The sequence below is a fragment of the [Clostridium] symbiosum genome (assembly GCA_036419695.1).
GTDB classification, from domain to species: domain Bacteria; phylum Bacillota; class Clostridia; order Lachnospirales; family Lachnospiraceae; genus Otoolea; species Otoolea symbiosa_A.
In genome coordinates this window covers 199,217-225,463 of the sequence record CP143946.1, presented here as the reverse complement: position 1 = coordinate 225,463, position 26,247 = coordinate 199,217, and the positions used below count along the sequence as shown (strand labels likewise).

Annotated in this window: 21 protein-coding genes; 7 read left to right on the top strand and 14 right to left on the bottom strand. The window is 50.2% G+C overall.

Annotated features, from left to right (window positions below; genetic code table 11):
- The first annotated feature begins 211 nt into the window (after positions 1-211).
- Positions 212-1,096 (top strand): LysR family transcriptional regulator, encoded by an 885-nt coding sequence (locus V3C10_01055; protein ID WVP62446.1) that lies wholly within the window; start codon positions 212-214, stop codon positions 1,094-1,096.
- 158 nt (positions 1,097-1,254) lie between these two features.
- On the opposite strand, the gene V3C10_01050 is transcribed toward V3C10_01055, so the two are convergent.
- Complete coding sequence (locus V3C10_01050) at positions 1,255-2,748, bottom strand: sigma 54-interacting transcriptional regulator (protein ID WVP62445.1); 1,494 nt, start codon at positions 2,746-2,748, stop codon at positions 1,255-1,257.
- Positions 2,749-2,994: 246 nt separating this feature from the next.
- Between V3C10_01050 and V3C10_01045 the strand changes: the two genes are divergently transcribed.
- A complete protein-coding gene (locus V3C10_01045; protein WVP62444.1) occupies positions 2,995-4,338 on the top strand; it encodes a sodium/glutamate symporter in 1,344 nt (447 codons plus the stop codon).
- Between the two features lie 45 nt (positions 4,339-4,383).
- A complete protein-coding gene (locus V3C10_01040) occupies positions 4,384-5,508 on the top strand; it encodes a tyramine oxidase subunit B (protein ID WVP62443.1) in 1,125 nt (374 codons plus the stop codon).
- Between the two features lie 178 nt (positions 5,509-5,686).
- Here the strand turns inward: V3C10_01040 and V3C10_01035 are convergent, their stop codons facing one another.
- From V3C10_01035 to V3C10_01000, 8 genes are all read right to left on the bottom strand, one after another.
- Positions 5,687-7,522 (bottom strand): thiamine pyrophosphate-binding protein, encoded by a 1,836-nt coding sequence (locus tag V3C10_01035; protein ID WVP62442.1) that lies wholly within the window; start codon positions 7,520-7,522, stop codon positions 5,687-5,689.
- 155 nt (positions 7,523-7,677) lie between these two features.
- The gene (locus V3C10_01030; protein ID WVP62441.1) at positions 7,678-8,589 is read right to left on the bottom strand and encodes a LysR family transcriptional regulator; all 912 of its coding nucleotides are present in this window, start codon (positions 8,587-8,589) and stop codon (positions 7,678-7,680) included.
- Between the two features lie 76 nt (positions 8,590-8,665).
- A complete protein-coding gene (locus V3C10_01025; GenBank protein ID WVP62440.1) occupies positions 8,666-9,577 on the bottom strand; it encodes an EamA family transporter in 912 nt (303 codons plus the stop codon).
- 108 nt (positions 9,578-9,685) lie between these two features.
- Positions 9,686-10,825 carry a TRAP transporter substrate-binding protein gene (locus V3C10_01020; protein ID WVP62439.1) on the bottom strand — a complete coding sequence of 380 codons (1,140 nt, stop codon included), beginning with the start codon at positions 10,823-10,825 and terminating at the stop codon, positions 9,686-9,688.
- Between the two features lie 83 nt (positions 10,826-10,908).
- On the bottom strand, positions 10,909-12,204 hold the full coding sequence (locus V3C10_01015; protein WVP62438.1) for a TRAP transporter large permease: 1,296 nt from the start codon (positions 12,202-12,204) through the stop codon (positions 10,909-10,911).
- Entirely contained in the window at positions 12,205-12,759 is a 555-nt protein-coding gene (locus tag V3C10_01010; GenBank protein WVP62437.1) for a TRAP transporter small permease, read from the bottom strand. It lies immediately after the preceding gene.
- Between the two features lie 44 nt (positions 12,760-12,803).
- Positions 12,804-13,667, bottom strand: a complete 864-nt coding sequence (locus tag V3C10_01005; GenBank protein ID WVP62436.1) for a shikimate dehydrogenase — start codon at positions 13,665-13,667, stop codon at positions 12,804-12,806.
- Between the two features lie 41 nt (positions 13,668-13,708).
- Positions 13,709-14,515: a TIM barrel protein gene (locus tag V3C10_01000; GenBank protein ID WVP62435.1), complete on the bottom strand. Its 807-nt coding sequence runs from the start codon at positions 14,513-14,515 to the stop codon at positions 13,709-13,711.
- A gap of 399 nt (positions 14,516-14,914) precedes the next feature.
- Between V3C10_01000 and V3C10_00995 the strand changes: the two genes are divergently transcribed.
- Together V3C10_00995 and V3C10_00990 are read left to right on the top strand one after the other, a co-directional pair.
- Positions 14,915-15,838: a hydroxymethylglutaryl-CoA lyase gene (locus tag V3C10_00995; protein ID WVP62434.1), complete on the top strand. Its 924-nt coding sequence runs from the start codon at positions 14,915-14,917 to the stop codon at positions 15,836-15,838.
- Between the two features lie 470 nt (positions 15,839-16,308).
- Positions 16,309-17,301, top strand: a complete 993-nt coding sequence (locus V3C10_00990; GenBank protein ID WVP62433.1) for a hypothetical protein — start codon at positions 16,309-16,311, stop codon at positions 17,299-17,301.
- 208 nt (positions 17,302-17,509) lie between these two features.
- Here the strand turns inward: V3C10_00990 and V3C10_00985 are convergent, their stop codons facing one another.
- On the bottom strand, positions 17,510-18,367 hold the full coding sequence (locus V3C10_00985; GenBank protein WVP62432.1) for an isocitrate lyase/PEP mutase family protein: 858 nt from the start codon (positions 18,365-18,367) through the stop codon (positions 17,510-17,512).
- A 498-nt stretch (positions 18,368-18,865) separates the two neighbouring features.
- Here V3C10_00985 and gdhA point away from each other — a divergent pair, with 498 nt between their 5' ends.
- Positions 18,866-20,200, top strand: coding sequence for an NADP-specific glutamate dehydrogenase (gdhA, locus tag V3C10_00980; protein WVP62431.1), 1,335 nt, complete (start codon positions 18,866-18,868; stop codon positions 20,198-20,200).
- Positions 20,201-20,382: 182 nt separating this feature from the next.
- Here gdhA and V3C10_00975 read toward each other — a convergent pair whose 3' ends face one another.
- The 3 genes from V3C10_00975 to V3C10_00965 all read right to left on the bottom strand — a co-directional run bounded on the left by V3C10_00975 (position 20,383) and on the right by V3C10_00965 (position 22,891).
- Complete coding sequence (locus V3C10_00975; protein WVP62430.1) at positions 20,383-20,682, bottom strand: hypothetical protein; 300 nt, start codon at positions 20,680-20,682, stop codon at positions 20,383-20,385.
- A gap of 367 nt (positions 20,683-21,049) precedes the next feature.
- Complete coding sequence (locus tag V3C10_00970) at positions 21,050-21,901, bottom strand: AraC family transcriptional regulator (GenBank protein ID WVP62429.1); 852 nt, start codon at positions 21,899-21,901, stop codon at positions 21,050-21,052.
- 81 nt (positions 21,902-21,982) lie between these two features.
- On the bottom strand, positions 21,983-22,891 hold the full coding sequence (locus V3C10_00965; protein ID WVP62428.1) for a LysR family transcriptional regulator: 909 nt from the start codon (positions 22,889-22,891) through the stop codon (positions 21,983-21,985).
- A 297-nt stretch (positions 22,892-23,188) separates the two neighbouring features.
- Between V3C10_00965 and V3C10_00960 the strand changes: the two genes are divergently transcribed.
- Positions 23,189-24,553: an MATE family efflux transporter gene (locus V3C10_00960; protein WVP62427.1), complete on the top strand. Its 1,365-nt coding sequence runs from the start codon at positions 23,189-23,191 to the stop codon at positions 24,551-24,553.
- Here V3C10_00960 and V3C10_00955 read toward each other — a convergent pair.
- Entirely contained in the window at positions 24,514-26,142 is a 1,629-nt protein-coding gene (locus tag V3C10_00955; GenBank protein WVP64553.1) for a potassium/proton antiporter, read from the bottom strand. The two genes, V3C10_00960 and V3C10_00955, sit on opposite strands and share 40 nt — an antisense overlap.
- Positions 26,143-26,247 lie beyond the last annotated feature (105 nt).

Genomic DNA, 26,247 nt, shown 5'->3' with positions numbered 1-26,247 from the left:
AAATTCTTATATTTTCTGGACTTTCAGGTTCCTCCCGGGTGGCAGCCTTTTTAGTTCAGTTCCTGTTTCTGACTTGATCTTACTACAGCCGCTTAGAAAGATCCAATTCTTCTTCCTGACAGTTACTATCATTAAAAATGATAGTAATGTTGTCCGTTTGATTTTTTTATAATATAATAAGGCCAGAAGCAAAGAGCCGGGAGGAAATCCAATGGAATTATATACAATGAACTATGTTCTGGCCGTGGCGGACTGCGGGAATTTTTCCCTGGCCGCCCAGGCCTGCCATGTGGGACAGCCCGCACTGTCCCAGCAGATCGCAAAACTGGAACGGGAGCTGGGCCTGCCCCTGTTTTACCGCAATTCCCGCGGCGCCACACTCACCGATGCGGGTAAGGAATTCGTCCTGCGCGCGCGTGAGATTGTGCAGCGCACCGAGGCCCTGGAAGCCGAGATGGCATTCTATGCCGGTCTTCACAAGGGCAGCCTGACCCTGGGGATTATCACCAGCCTGCAGTGCATTGATTTCGGGGAGATGCTGTCATCCTTCTGCTATAACTACCCCGATATTTCGGTAAATATTATCCAGGAGGGAACCCACCGTCTTGTGGACCTGCTGCTGGAACGAAAAATTGATCTGGCCTTCTTAAACAGGCCGCTGACGGAACTGCCGCAAAGCCTCGACTTCGCCAAACTGGGCGAGGACTGCTATTCTCTGGCCGTTCCCAGCCGCCATCCGCTGGCAGGCAGGAAAACGGTGAGCTTAAAGGAGCTTAAGGATGAGCACTTTATTTTCCACCAGAGCGGGCAGGTTGCCTCGGAGCTGTGCCTCCTTGCCTGCCGGAATGCCGGATTTGAACCCGATATCGTCTGCCGCTCCGGCAGCCCTACCACCGGACTTTACATGGTCCAGGGCGGTCTCGGCGTGGCCTTCCTTCCATCCGAAGAATTTCTGTCCCGTAACCTGTCGGGTGTCGTAGAACTGAAAATAGAGGAAAAGATCACAAAAGAGGTGGGGATCGCCTGGCGCAGGGATGCGTCATCACCTCTCCTGGATGCCGCCGTGCGGTTCGCAAAAGGGTGGGTCAGCGGCTGATGGGGAGAACTTCCCTGTCAAAGAACAAAGGGACTTATTTTACAGCCCCATTAAAAGATGCTCCCATCCATACAGGTAAATGTTATAGTAAAACATGCCTGTATGGACGGGAGCATTCTATATTCCAATCCTTATATTTATTCTTTTCCTTTCTGTCTTTATTCTTTCAAATCATACTTTTTAATTCGCCGGTATACGGTCGCCCTGCTGATCCCCAGCTCGGCCGCCGCCTTCAGCCGTCCTTCCTCGCTCCATCCAAAGCGCTCCAGCGCCTTCTTAAGCTGCGCGGCTTCTTCGGGCAGGGATATAGGTGAATGAGAGGAAGAGGAAAGGACGGAGTCTCCCGGCACCGAAACTGTCTTAAACCCGCCCGGAAGCATCCGGCGCGCCGCAGTGATCAGCGATTCCGGCAGATCCTGCAGGCCAATCTGGCTGCCCTCACACATACAGACCGCATATTCCATCGTGTTCTGCAGTTCCCTGATATTGCCCCTCCACGGATAGAAAAGAAACAGGGACTGCACCTCTTCACTCAGTCCGCCTATCTCCTTGTGAAATGCCTGGTTATACCTGCGAAGCATATGCCCCGACAGATAAAGGACATCCTTTCCCCGCTCCCTCAGGGGCGGGATTTTAAGTGAAATCACGTTCAGGCGGTGGAACAGATCCTCCCGGAATGTGCCGCGCTCCACCAGCTCTTCCAGCGGCCGGTTGGTGGCGGCTATGATGCGTAAGTCAACGTGAATCGGCCGTGAACTGCCGAGGGGTTCTATCTCATGGCTTTCCAACGCGCGAAGGAGTTTCTGCTGAAGATACAGGGGCATGTTTTCCACTTCATCGAGGAACAGGGTGCCGCGGTCGGCGGAAAGAAAACGGCCCTGCTTGTCCGTGGAGGCTCCCGTGAAAGCTCCCTTTTTATATCCGAATAACTCGCTCTCAATCAGCTGTTCCGGGACCGCCCCGCAGTTGATCGCCACAAACGGCCCGGAACTCCTGGGGCTCAACTCATGGATTCCCCTGGAAAAGAGTTCCTTCCCTGTTCCCGTCTCGCCGGTCAGCAGCACCGTGGATGAATACCTGGCCAGTTTTGCCGCCTTCTGCTTAAACTGGATAAAAGACGGATCCTCCGACAGGATACGGGAAAACGGTTCGGCCGGGGGCAGGGAATTCTGTGGGACGATGATGGTCCGCGTCACCGGCGGCTTGCTGCTTCGAAACTGCATGTATCCGCTCAAAAGCTCCACAAAGGAGTCGGTAAACTGGGCCATCTCCTCGAAGCGGCTGCTCAATAATTCCGCCTGTGTTTCATTGGTTGCCGTAACGCCGAAGATTCCCACCGGCTCGTCGTTCACCCAGATTGAGGCGTGGACGGAAGCCATCCAGGGACACTTTTGAAAACGCGGACAGTTCCGGCAGCGCTCGTCGCTTCCCGGATGGTGGATGATGGTGCGCCTCTCCTTCTGCTGGTAGAGGGCATGGTTTAAAACACCGTTCGGGGTCAGATAGCATCCTACCAGAGGCCGGGCATATCCGGTACAGGCTACCCTTCTCAGGTTTTTGTCAATAAATTCGATATCCAGGTTCAGGGCGCTTGAAGTGTTGTCAGCTAAAATCTGAAGTTCATTTTGTATTCCACTAAGCAAAGTATTCAAACAGCAGCCTCCTTTCAGTGAGACACGAGATGTCATGAGATATCGCACCGTACTCAGATGACACGTGTAAGGGTGATAAATCACCCTGTTTACAGTAATTATTACACATGACACGGGTTTTTACAACCGGATAATGGCCTTATTATGGTTAATTTTACCTATTTTGAACATGAGAGGCATTTTGGCACGGAAGTTGCTTATTAATAAAGTGCCATGGCAAGTTAAATAACGAAAAGGAGGGTTACAATGAGTTTTTGGGATGTAATATTGGACTTCGGCCTGATGAGTGCCCTGATACTTCTGGGACAGCTGCTGAGGGCAAAGGTAAAAATTCTTCAGGAGCTTTTTATTCCGGCATCACTGACGGCAGGCGTGCTTGGACTGATCTTGGGGCCAAACGGCCTTGGAATAATACCATTTTCCTCCGCCTTCGGTTCCTATTCCGGCGCGTTGATTGTCCTGGTGTTCGCAGCGCTTCCGCTTTCACAGGAAAATGTCAAAAAAGAGAAAAGCAGTTCCGGTGTCATTCAGATGTGGAGTTTCCAATTGGTGACTTATCTTGGGCAGCATCTGTGGGCTATGGTTTTAGGCCTTCTGCTGTTCGTTCCTGTTTTTGGCACTCACCCGGGCTTTGGCTACATGCTCCCCACAGGCTTTGTAGGCGGCCACGGAACAGCAGCCGCGGTTGGAGATTCCTTTGCCGGAATGGGCTGGGAAGATGCCGGGGCCTTAGGCATGACTTCCGCTACGGTGGGAATTCTGTCGGGATTGATAGGCGGTATTATTTTAATTAAACTGGCTACGAAAAAGGGCTATACAAACTATATTACAGACTTTGTCAAACTCCCCGAGAGCTTCCGTACCGGACTGATCCCGGAACAGGAGCGGGAGGTAATGGGCCGGGAATCTTTTTCCACCATCTCCGTGGATCCGCTGGCGGTTCATACTGCCCTTCTCTTTGTGGTAGCCTACGGAGCGAAGAAAATTGCTGATTTTGTACTGTACCTGAATCCGAAGTTGAGCCTGCCGGTCTTTTCCCTGGCGGTACTGGTTGGTTTCATCGTCATGAAACTGATGAGGCTTGGAGGAGCCGACAAGTATGTAGACCGGAGGGTGATTACGCGTCTCAGCAGTACATTTACAGATTATCTGGTTGGTTTCGGCGTGGCCTCCATCCAGCTCGGCGTAGTGGTAAAATATGCGGTGTCTCTGGCCATTCTGTTCACCTGCGGCATCCTGTTCAACATATTTATAGCCGTGTGGCTGGCTCCCAGGATGTTCACCAAAGACTGGTTTGAAAAGGGAATCTTCACCTACGGCTGGGCCTCGGGCGTTACGGCAATCGGTATCACGGTTCTCAGGATCTGCGATCCCAACTTTAAGAGCGGAACCCTGGACGACTTCTCACTTTCTTACCTGTTTGGAAACATGTGGGCGGAACTGACCGTCGTCACGATGGGCCCGATATTAATCGCCACGGGATTTGCGGTACCTTATACGCTGGCCCTGGCAGGAGCCTTCCTGGTCGTTCTGCTGATTACATGGAGGCTGAAAGGATTCCATAAAAGTGTGCAGAAGTCCAATACATGAAGTGAAAGAAAGTAATGAATTTAAAAATAAAGGAGGATTTTTATTATGAGCAGCACAAAAATTGATTTTTTGTATCTGGATGAGCAGGAAATGATTAAAGCCGGTGTCAAGAACATGCATGAATGTGTCGGCGTGATGGAGGAAGTATTTACCCTCCTGGGACAGGGAGACTATGTCATGGGCGGAAGAAACCACAATTCCCACGGCATCCTGATCTCATTCCCGGATGAACCGCAGTTCCCAAATATGCCTAAGAACGGACCAGACCGCCGTTTTATGGCAATGACAACCTATCTGGGCGGCCGGTTCCATGTTGCGGGAGAAAAATGGTACGGATCAAATAAGGCAAACCTGGAAAAGGGACTGCCCCGCTCCATTCTCATGGTAATGCTCAATGACGCCGATACGGGAGCTCCTCTGGCCCTGATGAGCGCCAACCTGATCAGTGCAATCAGAACGGGAGCAATCCCAGGCGTGGGAGCAAAATACCTTGCCAGGGAAGACGCTAAAACATGCGCCCTGATCGCAGCCGGCGTTATCAGCCGTACCTGCTTTATGTCCCTCATCGACAGCAGGCCGGGGATTGAAACCGTACGCATCTACGATGTATTCCCGGAACCGGCCGAGCGTCTGGCCGCCTTTATCAGAGAGACTTATCCGACGGTTAAAAACGTGGAGATCTGCTCCAGCGTTGAGGACGCTGTCCGCGGAGCCGATATTGTCAATGTCGCGGCTTCCGGAAAAGTTTATCCGCGCATTGAAGAAGACTGGCTGAAACCCGGCGTATTTGTCTCACTCCCGGCCGGTATTGACATGGATTCTGATTTCCTGATCAGCGACCGCTGCCGCCGTGTAGTAGATAACTGGAAGATGTACGAGGCATGGTCGGAGGAACTTACAACGCCGTATTGGAATATCATGGGACTGATTGGTACGAAATATCTCGATTTAATTGATGAGGGCCTTATGACGAAAAAACAGATTGACAATCTCGGAGACATCACGGCAGGCAAGATCCCGGGACGCAAGAACGAGGATGAGAAGATTCTGTTCGGTATGGGCGGTATGCCGGTCTATGACGTAGCCTGGGGATACCAGCTGCTCCAGAACGCAAAGAAACTGGGACTCGGCACTTCGCTGAACCTGTGGGAAAAACCGGATCTGGCATAGGCGCCCCCACCGCCTGGCCTTAACATACCGGAACTCAATTGAGAGAGCCGCCAAATCACTGAAACTCAGGTGATTTGGCGGCTCCCTTTCATTTATTACTTATGTGCTTTATTGCTTATGTGCTATATTACTTGGCTGCTTTATTACTTGGCCGCTTTATGTCTTTTTACTTTATTTCTTATTTCGCATTGTGGGATTTTGCATGGCTTGGAGCTACGAATCTTCCGTGCTCATCCTTCACCAGCTTACCTTCTTTTACAAGGTCGTTCGGGCTGAAGATATCGTTGATATTCCAGCAGCCTGGGGTTGGAACCACGATGTTCTCCATCGGAGCCTCTACCAGGAACGGACGTCCTGCCCTGTTGGCTTCCAGTGCTTTCTCAAGGGCCGGTTTAAACTCTTCTGCGGAGCTTACACAGATGGACTCAACGCCGTATGCTTTTGCAACATCGGCCCAGCGTGGTGTGTAGCTCTCACCGTCCGGTGTGTGGAATACGGTACCGAATTTTGTATGGTAGTTGGCATTCTCAAGTCCTGCGATTGTACCAAATGCGGAGTTGTTCATAACCACCCATGTACATGCGATATTCTGCTCTACTGCAGTTGCAAGGCAGGTTGGGTTTACACCGAAGCCGCCGTCGCCTGTCAGCGTCAGGCAGATTTTATCAGGAGCAGCCATCTTGCCGCCGAGTACTGCGGATGCGCCAAAGCCCATTGTCGCAAGGCCGGAGGAGTGATGGATGGTTCCCGGAACCGTGATGTCGAACTGCTGTGCAACACCGTTCTTGTTCCAGCCTACATCGGTGAAGATTACTGCATCTTCCGGAATAACTTCCTTTACATCCTTTAAGATGCGCTGTGGAGTCATCGGGAAGCGGTTGTCGTTTGCAATATCAACGTTCGTGTTCTTGAAAGCTGCCTTTGCCTCGGCAATCTTTGCCCTCAGCTCAGGATTCTTCTTGCCTTCCGGACAGATCTTCTTAACTTCTTCCAGAATCTGTGCCAGGCCAATCTTCAGGTCGCCGATGGCGCCGATTTCAACCGGATAGTTGCGGCCGATTTCCATCGGATCAATATCGATCTGAAGGAATGTCGTATAGTCAGGGTCAAAGGTTACGCCGCGGTACCAGCTGGAGCTGTCCGCCTCTGCGAAACGTGTTCCAAGGCCAAGGATGACATCGGCTTTTGTGGTAAGGGAATGTGTAAATTCAAGTCCCCAGAAACCTGTCTGTCCAATCATAAGAGGATGACGGTCTGAGAGGCATCCCTGTCCCATCAGTGTACGAGATACCGGAATATCCAGAAACTCGGCCAGGGCAGCCAGTTCTTCGGATGCCTGGGAAAGCAGGATTCCGCCGCCGGCATGGAGCACCGGGCTCTTTGCCTCAACGAGTTTCTTGGCAATGGCTTTGGCGGCTGCCGGATCCAGTGCAGGACGCATGGTCAAATGGCTGTCTTTATAAGTACGATCCCAGAGATAATCTTCCATCTCGCGTGAGAACATATCCATCGGCATATCAATCAGGACAGGTCCGGGACGGCCGGACTCAGCAAGGCGGAATGCCTTATCCATGATGTCGGGAAGAGCTTCCACATCGTCTACACGCCATGCGCGTTTAACAACCGGCTCAAGCATCTTGTACTGAGTTGCGTCGCCGTGCATATTTACTTCCTGATGAGGATGGCGGCCGAAGTAGTAGCTCGGTACATCGCCTGCGATAACTACCATCGGGATGGAATCGAAAGCCGCATTGGCAACACCGGTCAGCACGTTTGTAAGGCCAGGTCCGAGGTGGCATAATACAACGGATGCCTTGTGTGTAAGACGGGCATAGCCGTCTGCCGCAGTGGATGCCACCGCCTCATGTCTGTTTGAGATATATTTTACTTTATCATTGCGGGACAGAGCGTCCAGCAGGCCAATTACCGTATGTCCGCAGAGGCCGAATACATATTTCACATCACGGCGTTCCAGGTAATCTACCATTAAATCGGAAACCAGTTTCTTACTCATAGTTGTTCCTCCATTTAGATTCTTTCTTTTCGCTTATACGTTTTATTGTATCTGTTTTTGGTTCATTTTCCGTATCTCTAACCATTTCTTAACATTTTGGATATCAGTTAATGATTCAATAATATCCATATTTCCTATAACAGCTTCCGCTCCGTCTATATCAGTCCATGGTGTTCCATATACTGTTCGAACACTTCTCCGCTTCGGATGACATAGTCCCGGAAATACTTGGCTGCCGGAGGGATATACCGCTCCTTATTCCACTGCAGGTACAGCTTACGCTGGGGAATGTCGTTGGCAATGGGCAGAATCTCTGTGTTGTAAGGCGCCCCGGCCAGAGGATAGGGTACAATTGCTATCCCGCGTCTGGCTGCCACCATCCCGTAAATAATCTGATCGCTCAGTGTCTCCATGACAATATTGGGACAGATTCCAAGCTCCCTGAAAATCTCATCCAGCTGGTTTCTCAGCTGGCCACTGGGGTCAAAGGCGATAAAGCTCTCGCCGTCCAGCTCCCTCAAATCCACGCTTCCCTCCCCGGCAAGCCGGTGCCCTTCCGGCGCCAGCACCACCAGGCGGTGCGTTCCTATGTAAGCAGCTTCAACCTGCGGGTGATTAAGTCTTGTTGACAGTATCAGGTCGACCGAACCGTCCAGCAGCATGCTGTAGAGCGTCTTCCAACCCTCCTGGCTGTACTGGAACTGTACGCCCAGCCGGTTGGTATCCGACTGGTACCGCACCATAAGATCCGGTGCAAATTGAGCCATCGACGGAAATCCCGCCAGAGATATCGTCCCTTCATTTGGATCGATATACCCTTTTAGCGTCGTAATGCCGTCCTCCAGTGAATTTATAGTCCTTTGAACATATGGCTGAAATATTTCACCATACTTGGTTAATTTGATATTGCGTCCCTGCCGCTCAAACAACTCTGCCCCAAGTTCATTTTCCAGTTCCTTGATGGCATGGCTTAAATTTGACTGACTTACGTGCAGCTTTTCCGCCGACCTCGTATAGTGCTCCAGCTCTGCAATCGTGTTAAAATAATACAGCCACTGCAAATTCATGTGTAATCCTCCTAACGCTTTTCTGCATGTTTCCCCGTTCCTATTATCTATAAGTTTCCGGGAAACCGCAACCGTTTTATGTATTGGAGGATTCTGCTGCTGCCCGCTCTTTGTCAAGCTGGCGCGTCTCCCATGTATTGAGAACTACGTCCAGTGAAATCAGGAGCAGTCCGATGAAAAATGCAGGGGTAAAGGTTTCACCCAGAAGCCAGGCTCCCAAAAGCGCTGCAAAGGCAGGCTGTAACGGGTAAAACAGGGAACAGGTGCTCGCCGGCAGCATGGACAGGCATTTCGTCCAGGTATACTGCGCCAGGCCGGAACCTGCAAAACCGAGATAAAGGATTACCGCCACGCTGAGCGGGGTAACCGAAACCGGCTGTGTACAAACCGCCACAATTCCCACGGGAATGTGGAAAATCAGGCTGACGGCCATACTGTAGGTGGTCACCAGGACCGCCGGATACTTCGCAGTCAGTCTGCGCATGTAAACGGAGGCCGCGGCAAAAGACACGACTCCCACCAGAACCACGACGATTCCAAGTGTCTCCCCATGAGTGGAGGTGCCGCTGGTGATGACAATGGTTCCTGCCAGCGCCAGAACAAGGCACAGGCATTTTACCGGGGTAATTTTTTCCTTGAGGATGAATGCCGCAAGGATGGTCACCGCTACCGGAGTCATTGCATTAATCAGGGCCGCCATCGATGCCCCCGTAAGCGCAATGCCCAGCTGAATCATCTGAATTGTCAGAAAGTAACCGAGTGCGCCTACAAGAACAAAATACTTCCGATCTGCGCCGTCTATGTTTGTTTTCAGATATTTCCGTGACATGAACAGCAGAGGGATCATGGCGGATACACATCTTAAACACGCCACCAGGGAAGCCGGTATATCGGCGGCAATCATCTTTCCGGTCACATAGATGCTTCCCCAGATGAAAAATGTGAAAAATAATAATGGAAACGCCTGTTTCTGACTGGTCTGAGCCATATCTGCCTCCTGGTCTTTCCGCCGTCATCTGCGATATAAGGAGTCCCGGGCTGCGGCAGGCCGCACGCCCGGTGACATCCGTCTGCTTGAATCAGTAACTGCAGCTCTTTATTTTGCTGCACTTTCCAGGGACTCCTGAAGAGTTGTTCCAAGTCCGCCGCACTGTGTGTCAATGTCGGTGTAGAGTTTCTGAACTGTATCCAGGGCAAGGATTTCATCATAGAAAGCGTTATCATACTCGATGAGTTTCATGCCTTTGTCCTGAAGGGTCTTTTTATTGTTTGCATCGATATCCGCAAGCTGTGGACGAAGCTCGGCCATTGCCTCTGATACGGCCTGGTTGAGAGCTGCCTGGAAAGCAGGATCAAGGGCGTCATATGCTTCTTTGTTGATGGACATCTGGTTTGCATAGAGAATATGGTTTGTGCAGGCCAGTACGCTCTGAACCTCGTTCAGGTTAGCGCCTACAACCGTATCAGCTGCGTTTTCTTCTGCATCAATTGTACCGCTCTGCAGTGCAAAGTATACCTCAGACCATGCAAGAGGTGTCGGCTCAGCGCCGATTGCCGTCCAGAATGCCATATGGTTGCTGTTGTTCATTGTACGGATCTGAAGAGCCTTGAAATCAGCCAGTGTGTTCAGCTCTTTGTTGGCCGTTGTGAGACGGTAGGTTGCATTCTGAAGAACTCCCAGAAGATGTGTTCCTGCTGCTTCATAGGCGCTGTTCAGTTCCTGACGGAAAGCGGAGTCGCTGCCGTTTAAAACCTTGTCGATTGTATCGCCGTCATATTTGGAGAATACCATAGGAAGGTCGAATACCGCCACGCCCGGTACAAAGGATACAACCGGAGCCGTCTGGCACACTACAATCTGGATATCGTTGGACTGCTGCTGACGGAGAAGGTCACCGTCGTCGCCCAGCTCACTGTTCGGGAAGTATTCAATTGTCAGCTTTCCGCCTGTAATCGCATCTACTTTCTCCGCTACCAGCTCACCAAAGAGCTGTGCTGCGGCGCCTTTACTGCTGTTGTCCGCTGCAATCAGGGATACGGCGTCCAGGTCGTCGTAACTCGCTGCATCTGCCGCGTCTGCTGCCGGCGCCGCTGTATCTGCCGGTGCTTCCGTCTTTGCAGCCTCTCCTGCACTCTGTGTTCCTGCCGCCGGTTCAGAAGTCTTTCCGCCGCCTCCGCAGGCTGTTAATGATGCTGCCATCGCTGTAGCCAGAACCAATGCTGTAATTTTTCTCATTACTATAATCCTCCTTAAAATTTGTTTTGTATTTACGTGTTAAATATGTAACTTAACCTCTGTTTCAAGCCGTTCCCCTGCCCTTAGAATATATTTGGCAGATACGTGGAGAACCACGGAACGTATACGATAACTAACAGGGCAACCAGGAAAGCCAGCATAAACGGCACAGCTTTCTTTGCCACCGCCATAGGCGGCTCTTCCGCAATATTACCTGCCACGAACAGGTCGAGTCCAAAGGGCGGCGTAGCCAGACCGATGGAAAGGCAGCATACCAGGACAACACCAAAGTGTACCGGGTCAACGCCCAGAGCCTGAACGGCCGGAAGCACAACCGGAGCCAGGATGATGATAGCTGGGCCGGTATCCATAACCATGCCGAGAATCAGGAAGATGATAGCCAGTACGGTCAGAATTGCAATACCGGAATGGAAGTTGCCAAGGATAAATGTTTCAACGGCTTTTGTCGCTCTTGTAAGGGAGAGCACACGTCCGAATGCAGTTGCAAATGCAAGTACGAAAGCCAGACCGCCGTATGTCTTAACCGATTCACAGAGGAAAGGAATCAGTTCGTTCGCCTTAATGGATTTGTAGATGAACAGGGAAACGATAATTGCATAGAATACAGAAAGTGTCGCAGCCTCAGTTGGTGTAACAAAACCTGTATAGATACCGCCGAGAACGATTACCGGGCAAAGCAGAGCCCAGAAGCTGTCTGCAAACAGTTTTCCAAGTCCGGTGGCACGCAGTTCCTGCATTCTGGCGTCAATTAACGCTCTGTCCTCACCGTGGCGTACACAGTAGTATACCGCGTAAATCATCAGGAAGAGACCAATCAGGATACCCGGGAATACGCCGCCCAGGAACAGATCTCCTGTGGAAACGCCCGTTGCCAGTGAATAAAGTACAAACGGAATGGACGGAGGGATAATAACTCCCAGTCCTCCGGCAACTGCAATCAGGCCGGCGCTCCATTTCTTCTCATATCCCAGATCCGTAAGGAAAGGAACACACATGGAACCTACGGCTGCCGTTGTAGCCGGACCGGAACCGGAGATGGCTCCGTAAAACAGACAGGTCAGAATTACCGCACAGGGAAGGCCTCCCGGCATCCTGCCTGCAAAATAAGAGAAAAAGTTAAACAGTTTCTTTGAAATACCACCCTTTGCCATGATGACGCCGCCCAGGATGAAAAGGGGAACCGCCAGGATAGGTGTGGAGTTGGCTCCGGCAAATGTGTTATTCAGGAGCTGAACGATTGTTCCTCCTTTGCCCATTGTCAGAATGGGAGCGATGGAACCCAGAATCATGCTGACGCCGATCGGTATGGAAATCGCAATTCCAATCAGAAATACTATAAATACTAACAGTGCAGCCATCTATTCTTCTCCTCCTTTCGCCAGAGCAGCTTCTTCCGCCGCTTCAAGCATAGTCTGTTCGAGAGTGCTTAATTCTTTCTCGTTGAAATGCTTAATATGGAGTACAATCTGCTGAATCCCACGGAGGACAGCCAGAACAAAACCTATCAGCATAACACTGTATACAATCCACATCGGCCACAGCATAGCCGGTGACGGTTCACCGCTGGCCTTGATTGACTGAACAACTGCAACGGAATGGTAAGCCAAAAGAGCCATACTGCCCGTTGTAACGAAATCTACGACAATGTTAATAACTTTATGTACCACGTTGGGCATCATATCCAGGAGAACCCCTACCCTCAGCATATTTCCCATCCTGATTGTGTATGGAAGGGACAGGAACACGCTCCAGATCCAGCAGAACCGGCAAAACTCCTCCGCCCAGGTCAGGGACGGGATCCACGGTATCTTTCTGATAATGACCTGCAGTAGGCTGACGCAGGAAATTATTATCAGCAGAATAACCAGAAGGAATTCCTCCATGTGCTCATCCAGCCATTTGACAATTTTCATCTTATACCTCCTCATTTTTTACATACTCCCGGCCGATTGTAATATCAGCCGTTGCCCTCAGCCACAATTTTCAGCAGCTCCTGGCGCATCACTTCTACCGGGGCTTTCTTATCTGTCCACAGCTCAATCTGAGCCGCGCCCTGATATAATGACATTCCAAGTCCGTTCAGAATCTGGCAGCCTTTCTCTTCGGCATCCAGTAAGAACTGCGTCTTAGCCGGATTGTAACATGCATCAAAGTAGAACTGACTTGGTTTAATATATTCTTTCGGCAGCAGGCTCTGGCCTTTCGTAGCGCCCATACCGATGCCGCTTGCATTTAACACTACGTCGCAGGCAGCCAGTTTTGAGAAATCTCCGGATGGTACAAACTCGGCAATCGGAGCAAAATTCTCGTTGATGTCGCTTACGAGAGATTTGGCACATTCCTCATAGGCATCGGTGATGTAAATTTTTCTTGCTCCGTGGTAGGCCAGGATGGAACACATTGCCCGTCCGGCTCCACCTCCGCCGAAGCAGAAGAATACGCATTCATTCACCTTGATACCGCCCTCTTCGGTCAGGGAAGTGTAGAAGCCCACACCGTCCGTATTGTAACCGACCAGCTTGCCGTCCGGCGTTTTTACCACCGTGTTGCTGGAACCCATCTTCTCACATAACGGGTCAAGTTCGTCCAGGTACTCAAGCACCTTTACCTTGTTGGGCTTTGTCACCGCCATACCGGCAAAATTCATATACCGGAGACCGTTTACCACTTCGCCCAGATGTTCATTATCAATCTCTGTGTAGAAATAACACATATTCAGCCCGGCTGCCTCGTAGGCTTTATTCTGCATCCTGGCAGCGAAGGACTGGCTTAATGGTGTGCCCAACAGAGTGATCATCTTAGTATTAATATCGATATTCATACTCTTTCCTTCTTTCATAATCTCGCTAAACAACGTTGTCTTTAAAGGCCTGCCTTCTGAAAAAGCGCTTTTGCATTATCAAGGCACTGTTTTGCATGGCCTGCCCCGCCGTACTCGGCTATGTATTTTGTATTTGGAAGTTCGATGGAACAGGTGTTGGCCGGAAGCGCTTTTAACAGGCCTTCCAGGTCTATCGCGCCCTTGCCGCAGTATTCACGGCCCTCGCGGACAACCTGTGCGATTTCCAGTCCCTGCATATCCTTCGGGCAGTCACAGAGATGAATCACACCAAAGCGGGCCGGGTCGATTCCCTTAATCTTCTCTGCCGTTACGCCGTCCCAGTGGCAGTAAATCATGTCCATCAGAAGCTTCATATTTGGTGCATTTACCTTATCCTGCATTGCAATTGTCTCATCCAGTGTGGTCAGACCGGACACGATTGGAAATTCCAGGTTAATCGTAAGTCCGAACTCTTTTGCCTGTTCGCAGATGCTTCCATACTGCTCCACTGCAAATGCATGATCCTTTGTCCATACGCTTGACAGTACGTCGGTGGCTCCCAGTTCAGCGCCGCACTCAAATGCTTTTCTGAAGTCGCAGGGAAGATCCTCACGCACGCGGACAAGCTCAATGTCGAACAGCTTCATATTATAATCCTTAAGAGTCTTTTTGACTTTCTTAAAAAGCTCAGGGTCTTTCTCAAGGCATATCTGCGGCTCTCCGGGTAATCCCATCGGTATGGTGCGAAGACTTACATAGTCATAACCTGCTTCAGCGGCAATTCTAATCTGGTCCAGCGGCTCCACGCCCGGGATTGTAAGATAGGCCAGGGAAAACTTTCTTTCCATCAATGATTCCTCCTCTTTCTATGGTGATACTTTAGTCATTTCAACCAATTACTTGCTTTCTGTATTTACATTCTATTGGATATTTGCACAAACGTCCAATGGGCAGTTTTCATCCATCTATCAATTTCCTGCATGGTTTCGTCATTTTGTTCAATTTCGTTCATAGAACCTGAGCAAATCATCTAAATTTTAGGCCGAATCATTACTTTTATCAATGATTTGATTCATATTAAGCATTGGATTGAAGGGTAAAACTCCGATATACTGAACTCATAAGGAATCTCAGAATGAGGCAGCGGCATTACTGTACACACCGTACGCAGTGATAAAGCGGCTGCTTCTTGTCCTGCTGAAAACGATACCTGAAAACGATACATATATTAAAGGAGGAACTATTATATGAAACTTCCCTCATCAATTACTCTGTGTGAGGTGGGCCTGCGTGACGGCCTTCAGAATGAAAAGTATATTTTAAGCACCGAGCAGAAGCTGGAACTGCTGCGCGGCCTTATCGATGCAAAATTCCCGGTCATTGAAGTCGGTTCTTTTATGCATCCGAGAGCCGTACCTCAGATGGCGAACACCGATGAAGTCTTTAAGGCCATCGGAGATGTTCCCGGCGTGGAGCTGCGCGCCCTCATCCCGAACCTGAGAGGAATCCAGAGAGCCATTGACTGCGGCTGTAAAAAGGTGAAGCTCAACGTCTCCGCCAGCCGTCAGCACAACTTAAAAAATCTGAACATGACTCCCGAGGAGAGCGTAGCCGGTTTCGCCTCCTGCGTGGATGCCGCAGGTGAAAATGGAATTGAAATTTCCGGTTCCATCTCCATGCCGTTCGCCTCCCCATGGGAAGGACGCATTCCGATCGAGGATGTGGATGCCATCATCGAAGCTTACCTGAAGGTGGGAATCACCGAAATCTCCCTGTCCGATGCCTCCGGCATGGCGGTACCGAACCAGGTTTACGATATCTGCTGCCATGTAAAGGAGAAATATCCTCAGGCAACCTGGTGGCTGCATTTCCACAACACGCGCGGCATGGCCATGGCCAACATCCTGGCAGCCATGGAAGCCGGAATGGACCGTTTCGACAGCTCCTTCGGCGGACTCGGCGGATGCCCGTTCGTACCGGGTGCGGCCGGCAACATTTCGACGGAGGACGTGCTCCATATGTGTGAAGAGGCAGACATTGCCACGGGAATTGACATTGTGAAAGTAATTGAACTTTCCAAAAATCTCCGCGAGATTTTAAACCACGATATGGAAAGCTACATACTGCGCGCCGGAAGGTCCAGGGATCTGATTCAGTCGCAGCAGGTGTGAGGTTAGCGGCAATAAAAAAGTGCGCTCCTGAGGGAGCGTGCTTTTTTATTGCCGCTAAAGGGGATGGGGATGGGTCTTCAGTCCCGGCCATAACCTGTCTGTGGGGAAGAAGGGAGGAAAAGATTCCGGAGGGAACCTGGAGTTCATTGGTACTTACCGAGGTTTTTCACGAGGTTAGTACCACTATGTACTCCAAAGAGCGCAAGCGTTTCCCAAAGGAACTTTTCCTGCCCGGATTCCCCACCCGCGGTAAACCTCAAACCGGGACTGAAGACTCACCCCCTCCCTCTCACCATCCCGCCCCCGACCGTTCCGGCGCGTTCTCATTTCTCAATTAAAGGGTATATTGAACGTCTACCCGCGTTCTGATATAATGAAATTAATAAATAAATCTGCGCTCCACGTACCCTGAACCGTTCTTCATTTAAGGCCGGTTTTTTACCGCATCCCCTTGTCAGGAGGCTGAATCTATGAAAATGAGTACCTGTATTCGAAAGCCAGAATGGCTGCGCACGGCAAGTGCTGCCATCGTACCGGGAACCGTGATGTCGTTTACATCCCTTCCCCTGTTTCTGTTTATTTTTGTATTTACTCTTTTCTGCTCTTTCCCATCCGCTGCGGCTGACATAAACGACCCGTCACCGGAATCTTTTATTGACGGTGTTTCGCTGCAAAAGAAAGTGATCGTAGATACGGACGGTTTGCGGATCACTGCCGATCATCTGGAGATTACGGAGGATACCTTCGACTCCTCTTACAAGGTGTCCGTCATCTTCCGTGTGGAAAACCGTTCTTCGCAGAATGTTCATCTTATGACATCCGCTTTAGGATGTTATGTAAATGGTCAGCAAGTGGGCGGAGGCAGCGGGATGCTGGACATTCCCAAAGGTGAAACACAGTTACCCGCTCTTGTCACCCTGACTCCATCCTCCCTGGCCGGAAGCGGTATCCAGTATATCAGTACGATTGAAAACTCATTGTTTGTCCGTATCGGTGAATCCGGAGGAAGTTCTACCCGTTTACTAAGTGAAAAATATACGCTGGAGACAGCTTCCACGCGCACCGATGAGGCCGTGGTTCCTTTCGCAGGCTCCTGCCTCCTTGACGGGGACGGAATCAAAATTTATGCAGTGACGGAAGAAATCAACAGCAGGAATGCCGGAAAGTTATTTCTGCTCCGGGTGGAGAATCATTCCGGGCATTATCTGGAATTAAAAGCGCCTCTGGGCATGATGTATGGCGGCTCACTGAAGGCCGTCATCGGTCCCAATAAATACAGCGAGGTATCGCTGCCCGACGGTAAGACCGCCACCCTCACTTATTTCCCTGAGGTGGGATTCCGTTCCGACGGCTCCGGGCCCTCGCAGTTTGAACTGAATATCCGGGCGGAATTCTTTGACTTACTGGAAGAAAAGACTTCCGTCGGTACAAAGACGTACGGGCCGTTCCGGTTCCGGTACTGATTGCCCCGGCAGAGCTCCCTAAACAAGCGCAGCCCCGGCAGAATTAAGCAATTCTGCCGGGGCCGGCTTCTTTAGGGGGAATTATATCAAATAAGATACACCTGCCGCAAAACCGCTTTCCGGAATGCACATTTCCCTCCGGCGGCTTTTTGGGGATTATGATAAGCAGGGATATCGAATCTGCCGTAGTATAGCTGTTCTCTGAATTTTAATCTCTCAGATATTTATCGACCAGCTCTTTGTAGTAATCGGCTCCAATGAACTTCAGATAGTCGGCAAATGCCATAAACTCTCCGTTGTAGCCCTCATCCGTCTCATTTTCTTTGATGTACTTTAAGAGTGATAAGACGGACGCAGTCTGCGCAAACAGGCAGCTGACTGGGAATGTGATAATCTTATATCCCAGTTTTCCGCAGTCGGCGGCAGTCATGCCGTCATTAATACCTTTATTGGCATAGAGGCCAAGATGGATTGGGCCGTTAACGCGTGGCGGGAGAGCCTCCAGTTCCTGTCTTGTCTTCGGCAGGATTTTAACCATGTCGGCTCCTGCTGCCATATATGCATTGGCTCTTTCAATCGCTTCCTCGAAAGGCGCATCGGTCCGGGCAATAATCACCATATCCGGATCTTCGCGTGTTGCGACCGCGGCCTCAATTTTTCCGACCATCTCGTCGGTACTGATTAACTCCGGAGCTTTAATAAACGGACAGTTCGGCGGCTGCTTCTGATCTTCAATAAACAGTCCTGCAACGCCTGTCTTCTCATATTCCTTTACCGCACGGATTACGTTTAAGGCGCTTCCGTAGCCGCCCTCCGCATCGGCGAGGATTGGGATATCGACCGCATCAACCATCTTACTGAGAATGGAAACCGTTTCATTCAGAGCCAGAAGTCCCGTGTCCGGCTGTCCCAGCACTACTCCATGCATTCCGTATCCGGTCGTACCGGCGATGGAGAACCCGGAAGCCTGGATCGCCCTCGCACTCAGCGCATCATAGGCACATGGCGCGATCAGGTAATCGCGTTCCGCAAGAAGTTTGCGTATTTTTTTACTCTGTTTTCCCATAAAAAACCCCTCTTTCTTCTCTCTTTAACATTGTTTTCCGGCACTCTCTTCAATTTTCACTTACACTGAATCACACTGCTGGTTTTGCTCCGTCCGGTTGGTTTTACTTGTGTTTTAAATTGTTTTTATTATATCGCCTCCGCCTCGTTAAAGTCTAATACCTGTTTTATATCGGTTTGATAGAGTGCTTCTATGAAGCTTTTTCAGCGTTTTGTTGCATTTTTACAATTTTTCGCCGCGCCAAAGATAGATAACTATATAAATAGTACAAAATATTTCGTTTATTGTTCTTTATTGTCAATGTATTCTCAAAAATACACAAATAATCTAAATACTCTTCTTGACTTTACCATGTTACCATGCTACAATGCTGAGCATTACACAAATACGAGGGTCCATGCAGCCGGCCGTTTCTTAAATTCGGAGTTTTTCCATATTTCTGACAGCGGCGGGGACGGCTGTGGGATGTGTAAAAGTTTATGTGAGGAGGAAAAATCTATGTCGTACGTTGATGAAATCTACAGCAAAACAGTTAAAGAAAATCCTGGTGAGAAAGAGTTCCATCAGGCGGTCAAAGAGGTACTGGATTCTCTCAGGCCCGTTATTGAAGCAAATGAAAAGCAGTACCGTGAGACAGCCCTGCTGGAACGCCTCGTCGAGCCGGAGCGGATTATCTCCTTCCGTGTTCCCTGGGTGGATGACCAGGGCCGGGCGCGCATCAATAAAGGATACCGCCTGCAGTTTAACAATGCGATTGGGCCTTATAAAGGAGGACTCCGCTTCCATCCGTCTGTAAATCAGGGCATTCTTAAATTCCTGGGTTTTGAGCAGACATTTAAAAATGCCCTGACCGGTCTTCCAATCGGCGGCGGCAAGGGCGGTTCCGACTTTGATCCAAAAGGCAAATCGGCACATGAAGTGATGGTATTCTGCCAGAGCTTTATGACGGAGCTCTACAAACATATCGGTGCCGATCAGGATGTGCCGGCCGGAGATATCGGCGTCGGCGGCAGGGAGCTGGGATACATGTACGGCCAGTATAAGAGGCTGACCGGTCTTTATGAGGGCGTCCTGACCGGAAAAGGGCTGACATTCGGCGGTTCCCTTGTGCGTACCCAGGCAACCGGCTACGGCCTTGTCTACATACTGGAAGAAATGTTAAAGAGCCACGGTGAAAGCCTGGAAGGTAAAACCGCCATTGTATCCGGCTCCGGCAACGTAGCCATTTACACGGTGGAAAAGGCGGCACAACTGGGCGCCAAAGTAGTCGCCATGAGCGATTCCAATGGTTATATTTATGATAAAGACGGAATTAAGCTGGATGTGGTAAAAGAGATTAAAGAAGTGCGCCGCGGACGCATCAAAGAGTACGCAGATGAGGTTCCGGGCTCCGTATATACGGAAGGAAAAGGAATCTGGTCCATCCCCTGTGATATTGCCCTTCCATGCGCAACCCAGAACGAACTGAACCTGGAAGACGCTAAATGTCTGAAGGCAAACGGCTGTATCGCCGTGGCCGAGGGCGCCAACATGCCTTCCGATATGGAAGCAACGGAATTCTTCCTTTCCAACTCCATTCTGTTCATGCCGGGCAAGGCGGCCAACGCAGGAGGCGTTGCAACCTCCGCCCTGGAGATGAGCCAGAACAGCCTCCGCATGAGCTGGTCATTCCAGGAGGTGGACGAAAAACTCCACAACATCATGGCCGGAATCTATACCAAGGTGGCCGATGCCGCAAAACGCTACGGTGAGGCCGGAAACTATGTGGCCGGCGCTAATATCGCCAGCTTTGAAAAAATCGCCAACGCTATGATGGCTCAGGGATTTGTATAAATAATACTGGTTTGTATTATGCATACAGAAAAAAAGAGTATCCCTCCCCGGTATAGAATCATTCTGATTTTGAGCCGGGGAGGGATGCCGTTTCTCTGTTTATACACAAAAAGGGATACTGTTCCGGCAGGCTTTTCGTCTACTTTTGAAATATCCCTGCTTCGTTTATTGAATTTAAATGCTTATTTATCTTCACTATTATCCCGGTTCTCTTTTCTCTTGCCCGTAGAAGTTCCGTAGGCAGTTCCAAGACATAAACCGATTGCAATGCCGAGCGCAAGATTATGAAAAATAATGCCAAAAACAACTCCCAGGCACAGGCCTGTAGATATACCTGTCGACATATGTTTATTCTGAGCGTTTTTATCTTCTGTGCTTTCCTGATCAGCACTTTCTAATTCTGTGGCCATGAATTCACCGCTCATTGTTTTACTGCTTTTTGCTTCTTCCTTCTTTGTCTCATGGTTCTCCGATTGTTTCATATATGGGTTCTCCTGTAAATTCCAAATTGTTTAATTGCTGCGAAAGAACGGCTGTCCGTCTTATTATAAAATAAACAGTGGCGGGAGGATAGTACGTAAGCCATTAAGCTTTATTTACAATATTCTAATCGATTTAAGGAATCCCAGAATAAATTTCAGCCCAAACAGATGCCAACAGGACACCAGATAATAAAAATATCCGGTGTCCTGCATTTTTATACCAATACTTGGAATTCTGCATACTGTTATCTATTTACTTTGTCACAAATTACTAATTTATCCATTACTAATTTTACTCTTACTTTATTTTCATTACTATTTTTATGACTCTCCCATACACGGCATGCATGCTCTGCTGCCCTGCATTCTACTTCCTCACAACCGGAATCCATACTTCGAACTGTGCATTCGCCGGATCCGGGTTTAGATAGACCTCGATATCCGGTGCGCTGCCGTACTCATATCCGGATGAAGGCAGCCATTCCGTCACGATGCGCTGTTCCAGCTCCTGAATAGAGCGGTTCGTTCCCGATCCGCCAAATATGGCCCAGGTGGCCGCCGGTACCGTGAACTCTTCAAATGAAGTCCCCTCCACCGGATGGGAACTTGCAACAGCGATAAAGTACTTCCAGTCTTCCTCATCATAGCAGGCGCTCACACCCAAAAGCCCCATGGGGCTGCCGTCCATCATTGCGGCCAGTTCCTGCACCGTGCCGTCCATAGCCGCCTTTTGCCACATACCGGGAACGACTGCAAAATTTTCCTCAATATTTTTGCTCATGGAACCGGATACCCCAATAATACGGAACGCTTCTTTTTCTTCGATTCTGTAATTCATCTCTTCCACTCCTTTAATCGTGATTTTAAAGCTGAGAGGCGGAAAAGATTTGAGCGGCGTTCCCCCTTTGCGGACTGCCGAGGGCGCGATTCCCTGGACTCCCTGGAAGGCCCGGTTAAACGCGGTCGGGGATGAATAGCCGTATTTCAGCGCTATGTCTATGATTTTTTCATCACTTCCCTGCAGTTCCACCGCTGCCAGGGACATCCTCCTGCGGCGTACATACTCCGACAGGGACACTCCCGCCATATATCCGAACATCCTCTGAAAATGATAGGTGGAACAGCACGCGATCTTCGCAAGCTGTCCATAGTCAATTTCCTCTGCAATGTGCTCTTCGATATAATTCATTGCTTTATTCAGGCGTTCTATCCACTCCATCTGTTTTCCTCCTGCTCTTTAAAGAGATTCTATCCGTTTTCCCTGTTCTTTTCCTCTCTTTCCCTGCACAAAAAAGAGAGATTAACTCACCGTTATCCGCCTGATATGGCGGCTCGCCTTCTCAATCCGTTCCAGCTCCCGCTCCGTCACCGCCAGAAACTTTTCCGCGGCCCCGTTCCGGTCCGTTTTTCTTTTCAGATAATAAATAATCTGGGCTGGAGGACCTTCTTCCAGGGGCCGGATTTCAATCCCCAGTTTTTCTCTCAATTTCAGCGCGGCCGTAGCCGGCACAATGGCCCAGACATCCCTGAATCCAAGAAAATACTCCATAAGCGACATCTGGTCAAGTACCATCCTGGCACACGCAGAAGACTTAAACCGGAAATCATGCCACAAATCGTATTCCGGGCTCCAGGGCAGCCGTATTTCATCGGATACATTGAGCTGCGAGGGATATGCCGCCTCCGCATATCGCGTCCCCGGCCCCAGGGCCAGCAGCATGTCCTCCTCAAACAGAGGAACCGTCTCCACTCCCTTTACCTCCATGTCATCTGAAATCAGGGCCAGATCAATCTGCCCTTCCGCCACATGCCCATACGCCTCCAGGGAGTGATAATTGGAAAAGTTCAGCAGATATTCCGGATTTTCTTCCATAAAACAGGAGCAGACGGTGGGGAACAGGTACGTACTGATACTGTTAACAGCCGAAACCCTCAGTGTTCCTGCCTGATCCATCCGGTCAATCTCCCTAGCCTCCTTCCACAGTTCCAGATACCGCTCCGCGACCGGTACGAATGCCTCTCCCTTGTCAGTCAGCTCAATCGTCCTCTGTCCCTTTCCCCTTTTGATAAGCCTGTACCCCAGCTCATTCTCCAGCGCCTGGATCCGCTTGCTGAGAGCCGGCTGGGTCACATAAAGTTTTCCCGCAGCCGATGTGATACTGCCCGACTGCAGTGCCGTAAGAAATGCCCTAATCTCCAGTTCCGTCATATTCTCCCCCTCCGTGGCCGCCCGCCGCAGGAGCAGCCCTTATAACAGCCGCTCTTGTGACTGCCGCTCCTGTAACGCCTGCTCCCGTAACAGCCGCTTCTATAACAGTCACCTGTAACACGTTCAAAATATAACCAATAGTTTATATTATAAGACAAAATTAAGAATTTTACAATACAGGCCGCCTAACTTATAATATCATCATACCGGCCGGGGCTGCCCCCTTCCCTTTTCTGCCCCGCCGGTAGTGTCCTTGCATCACATCTTAACCTAATTGCAGAAAGCAGGTAACTAATAATGCAAAGAGAAAAAGACTTACTCCACAGCGGCATCTGCTCCTCCCTCCTGTTCCTGATGGGTCCATTAATTATAGGTAATATATTCCAGCAGCTTTATAATACCATCGATGCCGTTGTAGTCGGCAAATACGCCGGATTAGAGGCCTTTGCCGCCATCGGGGTGTCAGGTACCATTATGAATCTCTTTATCTTTGTGATCAGCGGCTGCTGTTCGGGCATTGCCATCATTCTGGCCCAGTATTATGGAGAGAGAAATGATTCTGCGTTCCGGAGTGAGGTGTTCATGGCATTTACCCTGGGCAGCATCGGCGTCCTGGGTATCAGCGCCCTGGCTTTTTGCAGCGTCGGTTCCATCCTCCGTTTTCTTAAGACTCCCCCCGAAGTGGCCGCGCAGGCGGCCGTGTACCTTAAGATTATATTCGCCGGTCTGGTTCCCGCCTTTTTTTACAACCTCTGCTCGGCCATCCTGCGCTCCATCGGCAATACGGTAGTCGCCCTTTTGATTCTAATCTCAGCCATCATACTGAACTTTGCCATGGATCTGCTCTTTATCAGAAACTTCGGTATGGGAATAGCGGGAGCCGCGGCCGCGACAATACTGGCCCAGATCCTGTCCGCCATTCTCGGAATTATTTATCTTGTGAAAAGTTACCCCTCCCTGCTCTTTCGGAAGGAAGATATGCATTTCAGCCGCAGGCTCTTTTTCAGGACCCTGCGCTACTGCTTTGTGTCCGCGCTCCAGCAGGCCAGCCTGTATCTGGGAAAGCTTCTGGTGCAGGGAACGGTCAACTCCATGGGTACGGAAATGATTTCCGCCTACACAGCCACGACAAAGGCAGAAGGTTTTGCCAACTCCTTCGGAGACAGCGGCACGGAGGCCCTCTCAGTCTTTATTGCCCAAAATACGGGGGCAGGAAACCGGGACAGGGTCAGAAAAGGATTTAATAAGGGATTTCTGCTGCTGGCCGCCATGGGAATCTCCCTGTCCTTTGCCATGTACATAACCGCCGGCATGAGTGTCTCCTTTATCTCCGGCACGGATAACCCGATCGTAATAAAAGAGGGAGTAAACTACATGGCAGTCATCTCCCTCTTCTATCTCTTTAATTATATCGGCGCCGCCTATGTGGGCTTTTTTAACGGTATCGGAAAGGTGGGCGTATCGGCCGTCAGCGTCGTATTCCACATCTCTATCCGGGTCGTAATCTCCCGGCTCTTCATCCGGAAACTGGGGCTGGCCGCCGTGGCCGCCGCCACCGGTACCGGCTGGGCCGCTCTGGTGCTGTGCCAGACCGTGCTTTATCTGACGCGTTACCGCAAGCGTCAGTCAATCACCGCCTCCGCCGGAAGCCGCTGTGAATAAACCACTACAAGATCCTGATCCTGTATCCCGGTATTGCCTGCCGGAATAATGACCTGATCCCCGCGCTTAATCATGACAATGATCGTATTTTTATAGAATTTAGCTTCGGATACCTTTTTATTGCACCAGCGGTGTTCCGGAGTGATCCGGATCTCCTTCAGAAGGATCTCACGGTTGTCGGAAAAACCTTCCGCGCCGAGAATGACCGTATCACCTGCGAGAATCTGCGTGTTGCCCTTGGGGACCACCACCTGCTCCCCTCTCTTGATTACGGCAATGAGCGTTCCCGGGTGGAGGTTGATATCGCGTATCCTCTGATCCACCCACGGATGATCCGCCCCGATCGGAAGCTGGATAAACTGGATCTGGGTATTTTCCGTATAGTCGGTAAATGTTTTCATAACATCGGCGTTCTCATCGATCATGCCGCACTTTTTCGCCAGCGCCGGAAGCAGGGAGCCCTGAAAGATGATGGAGAACAGAACCACACAAAACACAATGTGAAATACGTCGATACTGATCTTACTGCCGCTCACCATCACCATAATGGCAAACACGATGGATGCCGCTCCACGAAGTCCTGCCCAGGAGACAACGAGATACTGGTTGAGCGGTGTTTTAAACGGGGCCAGCAAAAGTCCAACCGCCGCGGGACGCGCGACAAAAGTCAAAAAGACCGCGATAAACGCCGCCGGTAAAACAATGGCCGGCATCCGGGAAGGAAACGCCAGAAGTCCCAGAAGGAAAAAGAGCAGAATCTGCATGAGGCCGGTACAGGCGTCGAAAAAGCTTACCAGCGTTTTCTGGTTTTTAAGCGCCTGATTGCCCAGAATTATTCCGGTCAGATAAGTACTCAGGTAGCCGTTTCCTCCTAACAGGGAAGAGAGGGCATAGGAAATAATTGCGACGGCAAAGACGAATATCGTGTCAAAACCCTCGCCGTAAAACTGATATCGGTTCAGGAAACGCGATGCAATGAAAGCCACGGCCGCGCCGATCAACAGGCCGAAGAGCAACTGGCTCACCAGCATTCCCACAATCTCAATGCCGCTTGCCGAGCCCGACATGGCGGAAAGGATGATGATTGTCATCATATAGGAAAACGGGTCATTGCTTCCGCTTTCCAGCTCCAGCATGGAGGCGGAACCGTATTTCAGATTGAGTTTTCTGGATCTCAGGATGGAGAATACGGAGGCTGCATCGGTGGAACCGAGAACGGAACCAATCAGCATTCCCTCCAGAAAATCCACATGCAGGACAAAGTAACAGAAAAGTCCCGTCAGCACAGCCGTCAGTACGACTCCGATTGACGACAGCAGTATGGACTTAAACGCCACCGGCCTTGCCTCGCTCCATCTGGTGCCGAAGCCGCCGTAAAACATGATAAAAATAAGGGCGACCGAGCAAATCTGTTCTGCAAATTCGTAATTGTCAAATGGTATCTTAAAGACTCCATCCGAGCCGAACAACATCCCAAGCACAATAAAGACAAACAGTGTGGGGACTCCGATCCGGCCTGAGATTTTGCTGCTGAGAATACAGATAAAGATTACGACAGATGTAATGAACAGTGCTAATGTAAGTGTAATAGTATCAACTCCCTCTCACGCGGTTTTATTATAGTTTACAACATTTTAGCAATAAAATACCAATAAAATCGCGTTCAGATAATGTTAAGAACGTATTAGTCCGGC

Excerpts from the sequence above, each read along its gene's own strand:
- V3C10_01055 (WVP62446.1), top strand. The coding sequence starts at position 212 with ATGGAATTATATACAATGAACTATGTTCTGGCCGTGGCGGACTGCGGG.
- V3C10_01045 (WVP62444.1), top strand. The coding sequence starts at position 2,995 with ATGAGTTTTTGGGATGTAATATTGGACTTCGGCCTGATGAGTGCCCTG.
- V3C10_01040 (WVP62443.1), top strand. The coding sequence starts at position 4,384 with ATGAGCAGCACAAAAATTGATTTTTTGTATCTGGATGAGCAGGAAATG.
- V3C10_01035 (WVP62442.1), bottom strand. The coding sequence starts at position 7,522 with ATGAGTAAGAAACTGGTTTCCGATTTAATGGTAGATTACCTGGAACGC.
- V3C10_01030 (WVP62441.1), bottom strand. The coding sequence starts at position 8,589 with ATGAATTTGCAGTGGCTGTATTATTTTAACACGATTGCAGAGCTGGAG.
- V3C10_01025 (WVP62440.1), bottom strand. The coding sequence starts at position 9,577 with ATGGCTCAGACCAGTCAGAAACAGGCGTTTCCATTATTATTTTTCACA.
- V3C10_01020 (WVP62439.1), bottom strand. The coding sequence starts at position 10,825 with ATGAGAAAAATTACAGCATTGGTTCTGGCTACAGCGATGGCAGCATCA.
- V3C10_01015 (WVP62438.1), bottom strand. The coding sequence starts at position 12,204 with ATGGCTGCACTGTTAGTATTTATAGTATTTCTGATTGGAATTGCGATT.
- V3C10_01010 (WVP62437.1), bottom strand. The coding sequence starts at position 12,759 with ATGAAAATTGTCAAATGGCTGGATGAGCACATGGAGGAATTCCTTCTG.
- V3C10_01005 (WVP62436.1), bottom strand. The coding sequence starts at position 13,667 with ATGAATATCGATATTAATACTAAGATGATCACTCTGTTGGGCACACCA.
- V3C10_01000 (WVP62435.1), bottom strand. The coding sequence starts at position 14,515 with ATGGAAAGAAAGTTTTCCCTGGCCTATCTTACAATCCCGGGCGTGGAG.
- V3C10_00995 (WVP62434.1), top strand. The coding sequence starts at position 14,915 with ATGAAACTTCCCTCATCAATTACTCTGTGTGAGGTGGGCCTGCGTGAC.
- V3C10_00990 (WVP62433.1), top strand. The coding sequence starts at position 16,309 with ATGAAAATGAGTACCTGTATTCGAAAGCCAGAATGGCTGCGCACGGCA.
- V3C10_00985 (WVP62432.1), bottom strand. The coding sequence starts at position 18,367 with ATGGGAAAACAGAGTAAAAAAATACGCAAACTTCTTGCGGAACGCGAT.
- gdhA (WVP62431.1), top strand. The coding sequence starts at position 18,866 with ATGTCGTACGTTGATGAAATCTACAGCAAAACAGTTAAAGAAAATCCT.
- V3C10_00975 (WVP62430.1), bottom strand. The coding sequence starts at position 20,682 with ATGAAACAATCGGAGAACCATGAGACAAAGAAGGAAGAAGCAAAAAGC.
- V3C10_00970 (WVP62429.1), bottom strand. The coding sequence starts at position 21,901 with ATGGAGTGGATAGAACGCCTGAATAAAGCAATGAATTATATCGAAGAG.
- V3C10_00965 (WVP62428.1), bottom strand. The coding sequence starts at position 22,891 with ATGACGGAACTGGAGATTAGGGCATTTCTTACGGCACTGCAGTCGGGC.
- V3C10_00960 (WVP62427.1), top strand. The coding sequence starts at position 23,189 with ATGCAAAGAGAAAAAGACTTACTCCACAGCGGCATCTGCTCCTCCCTC.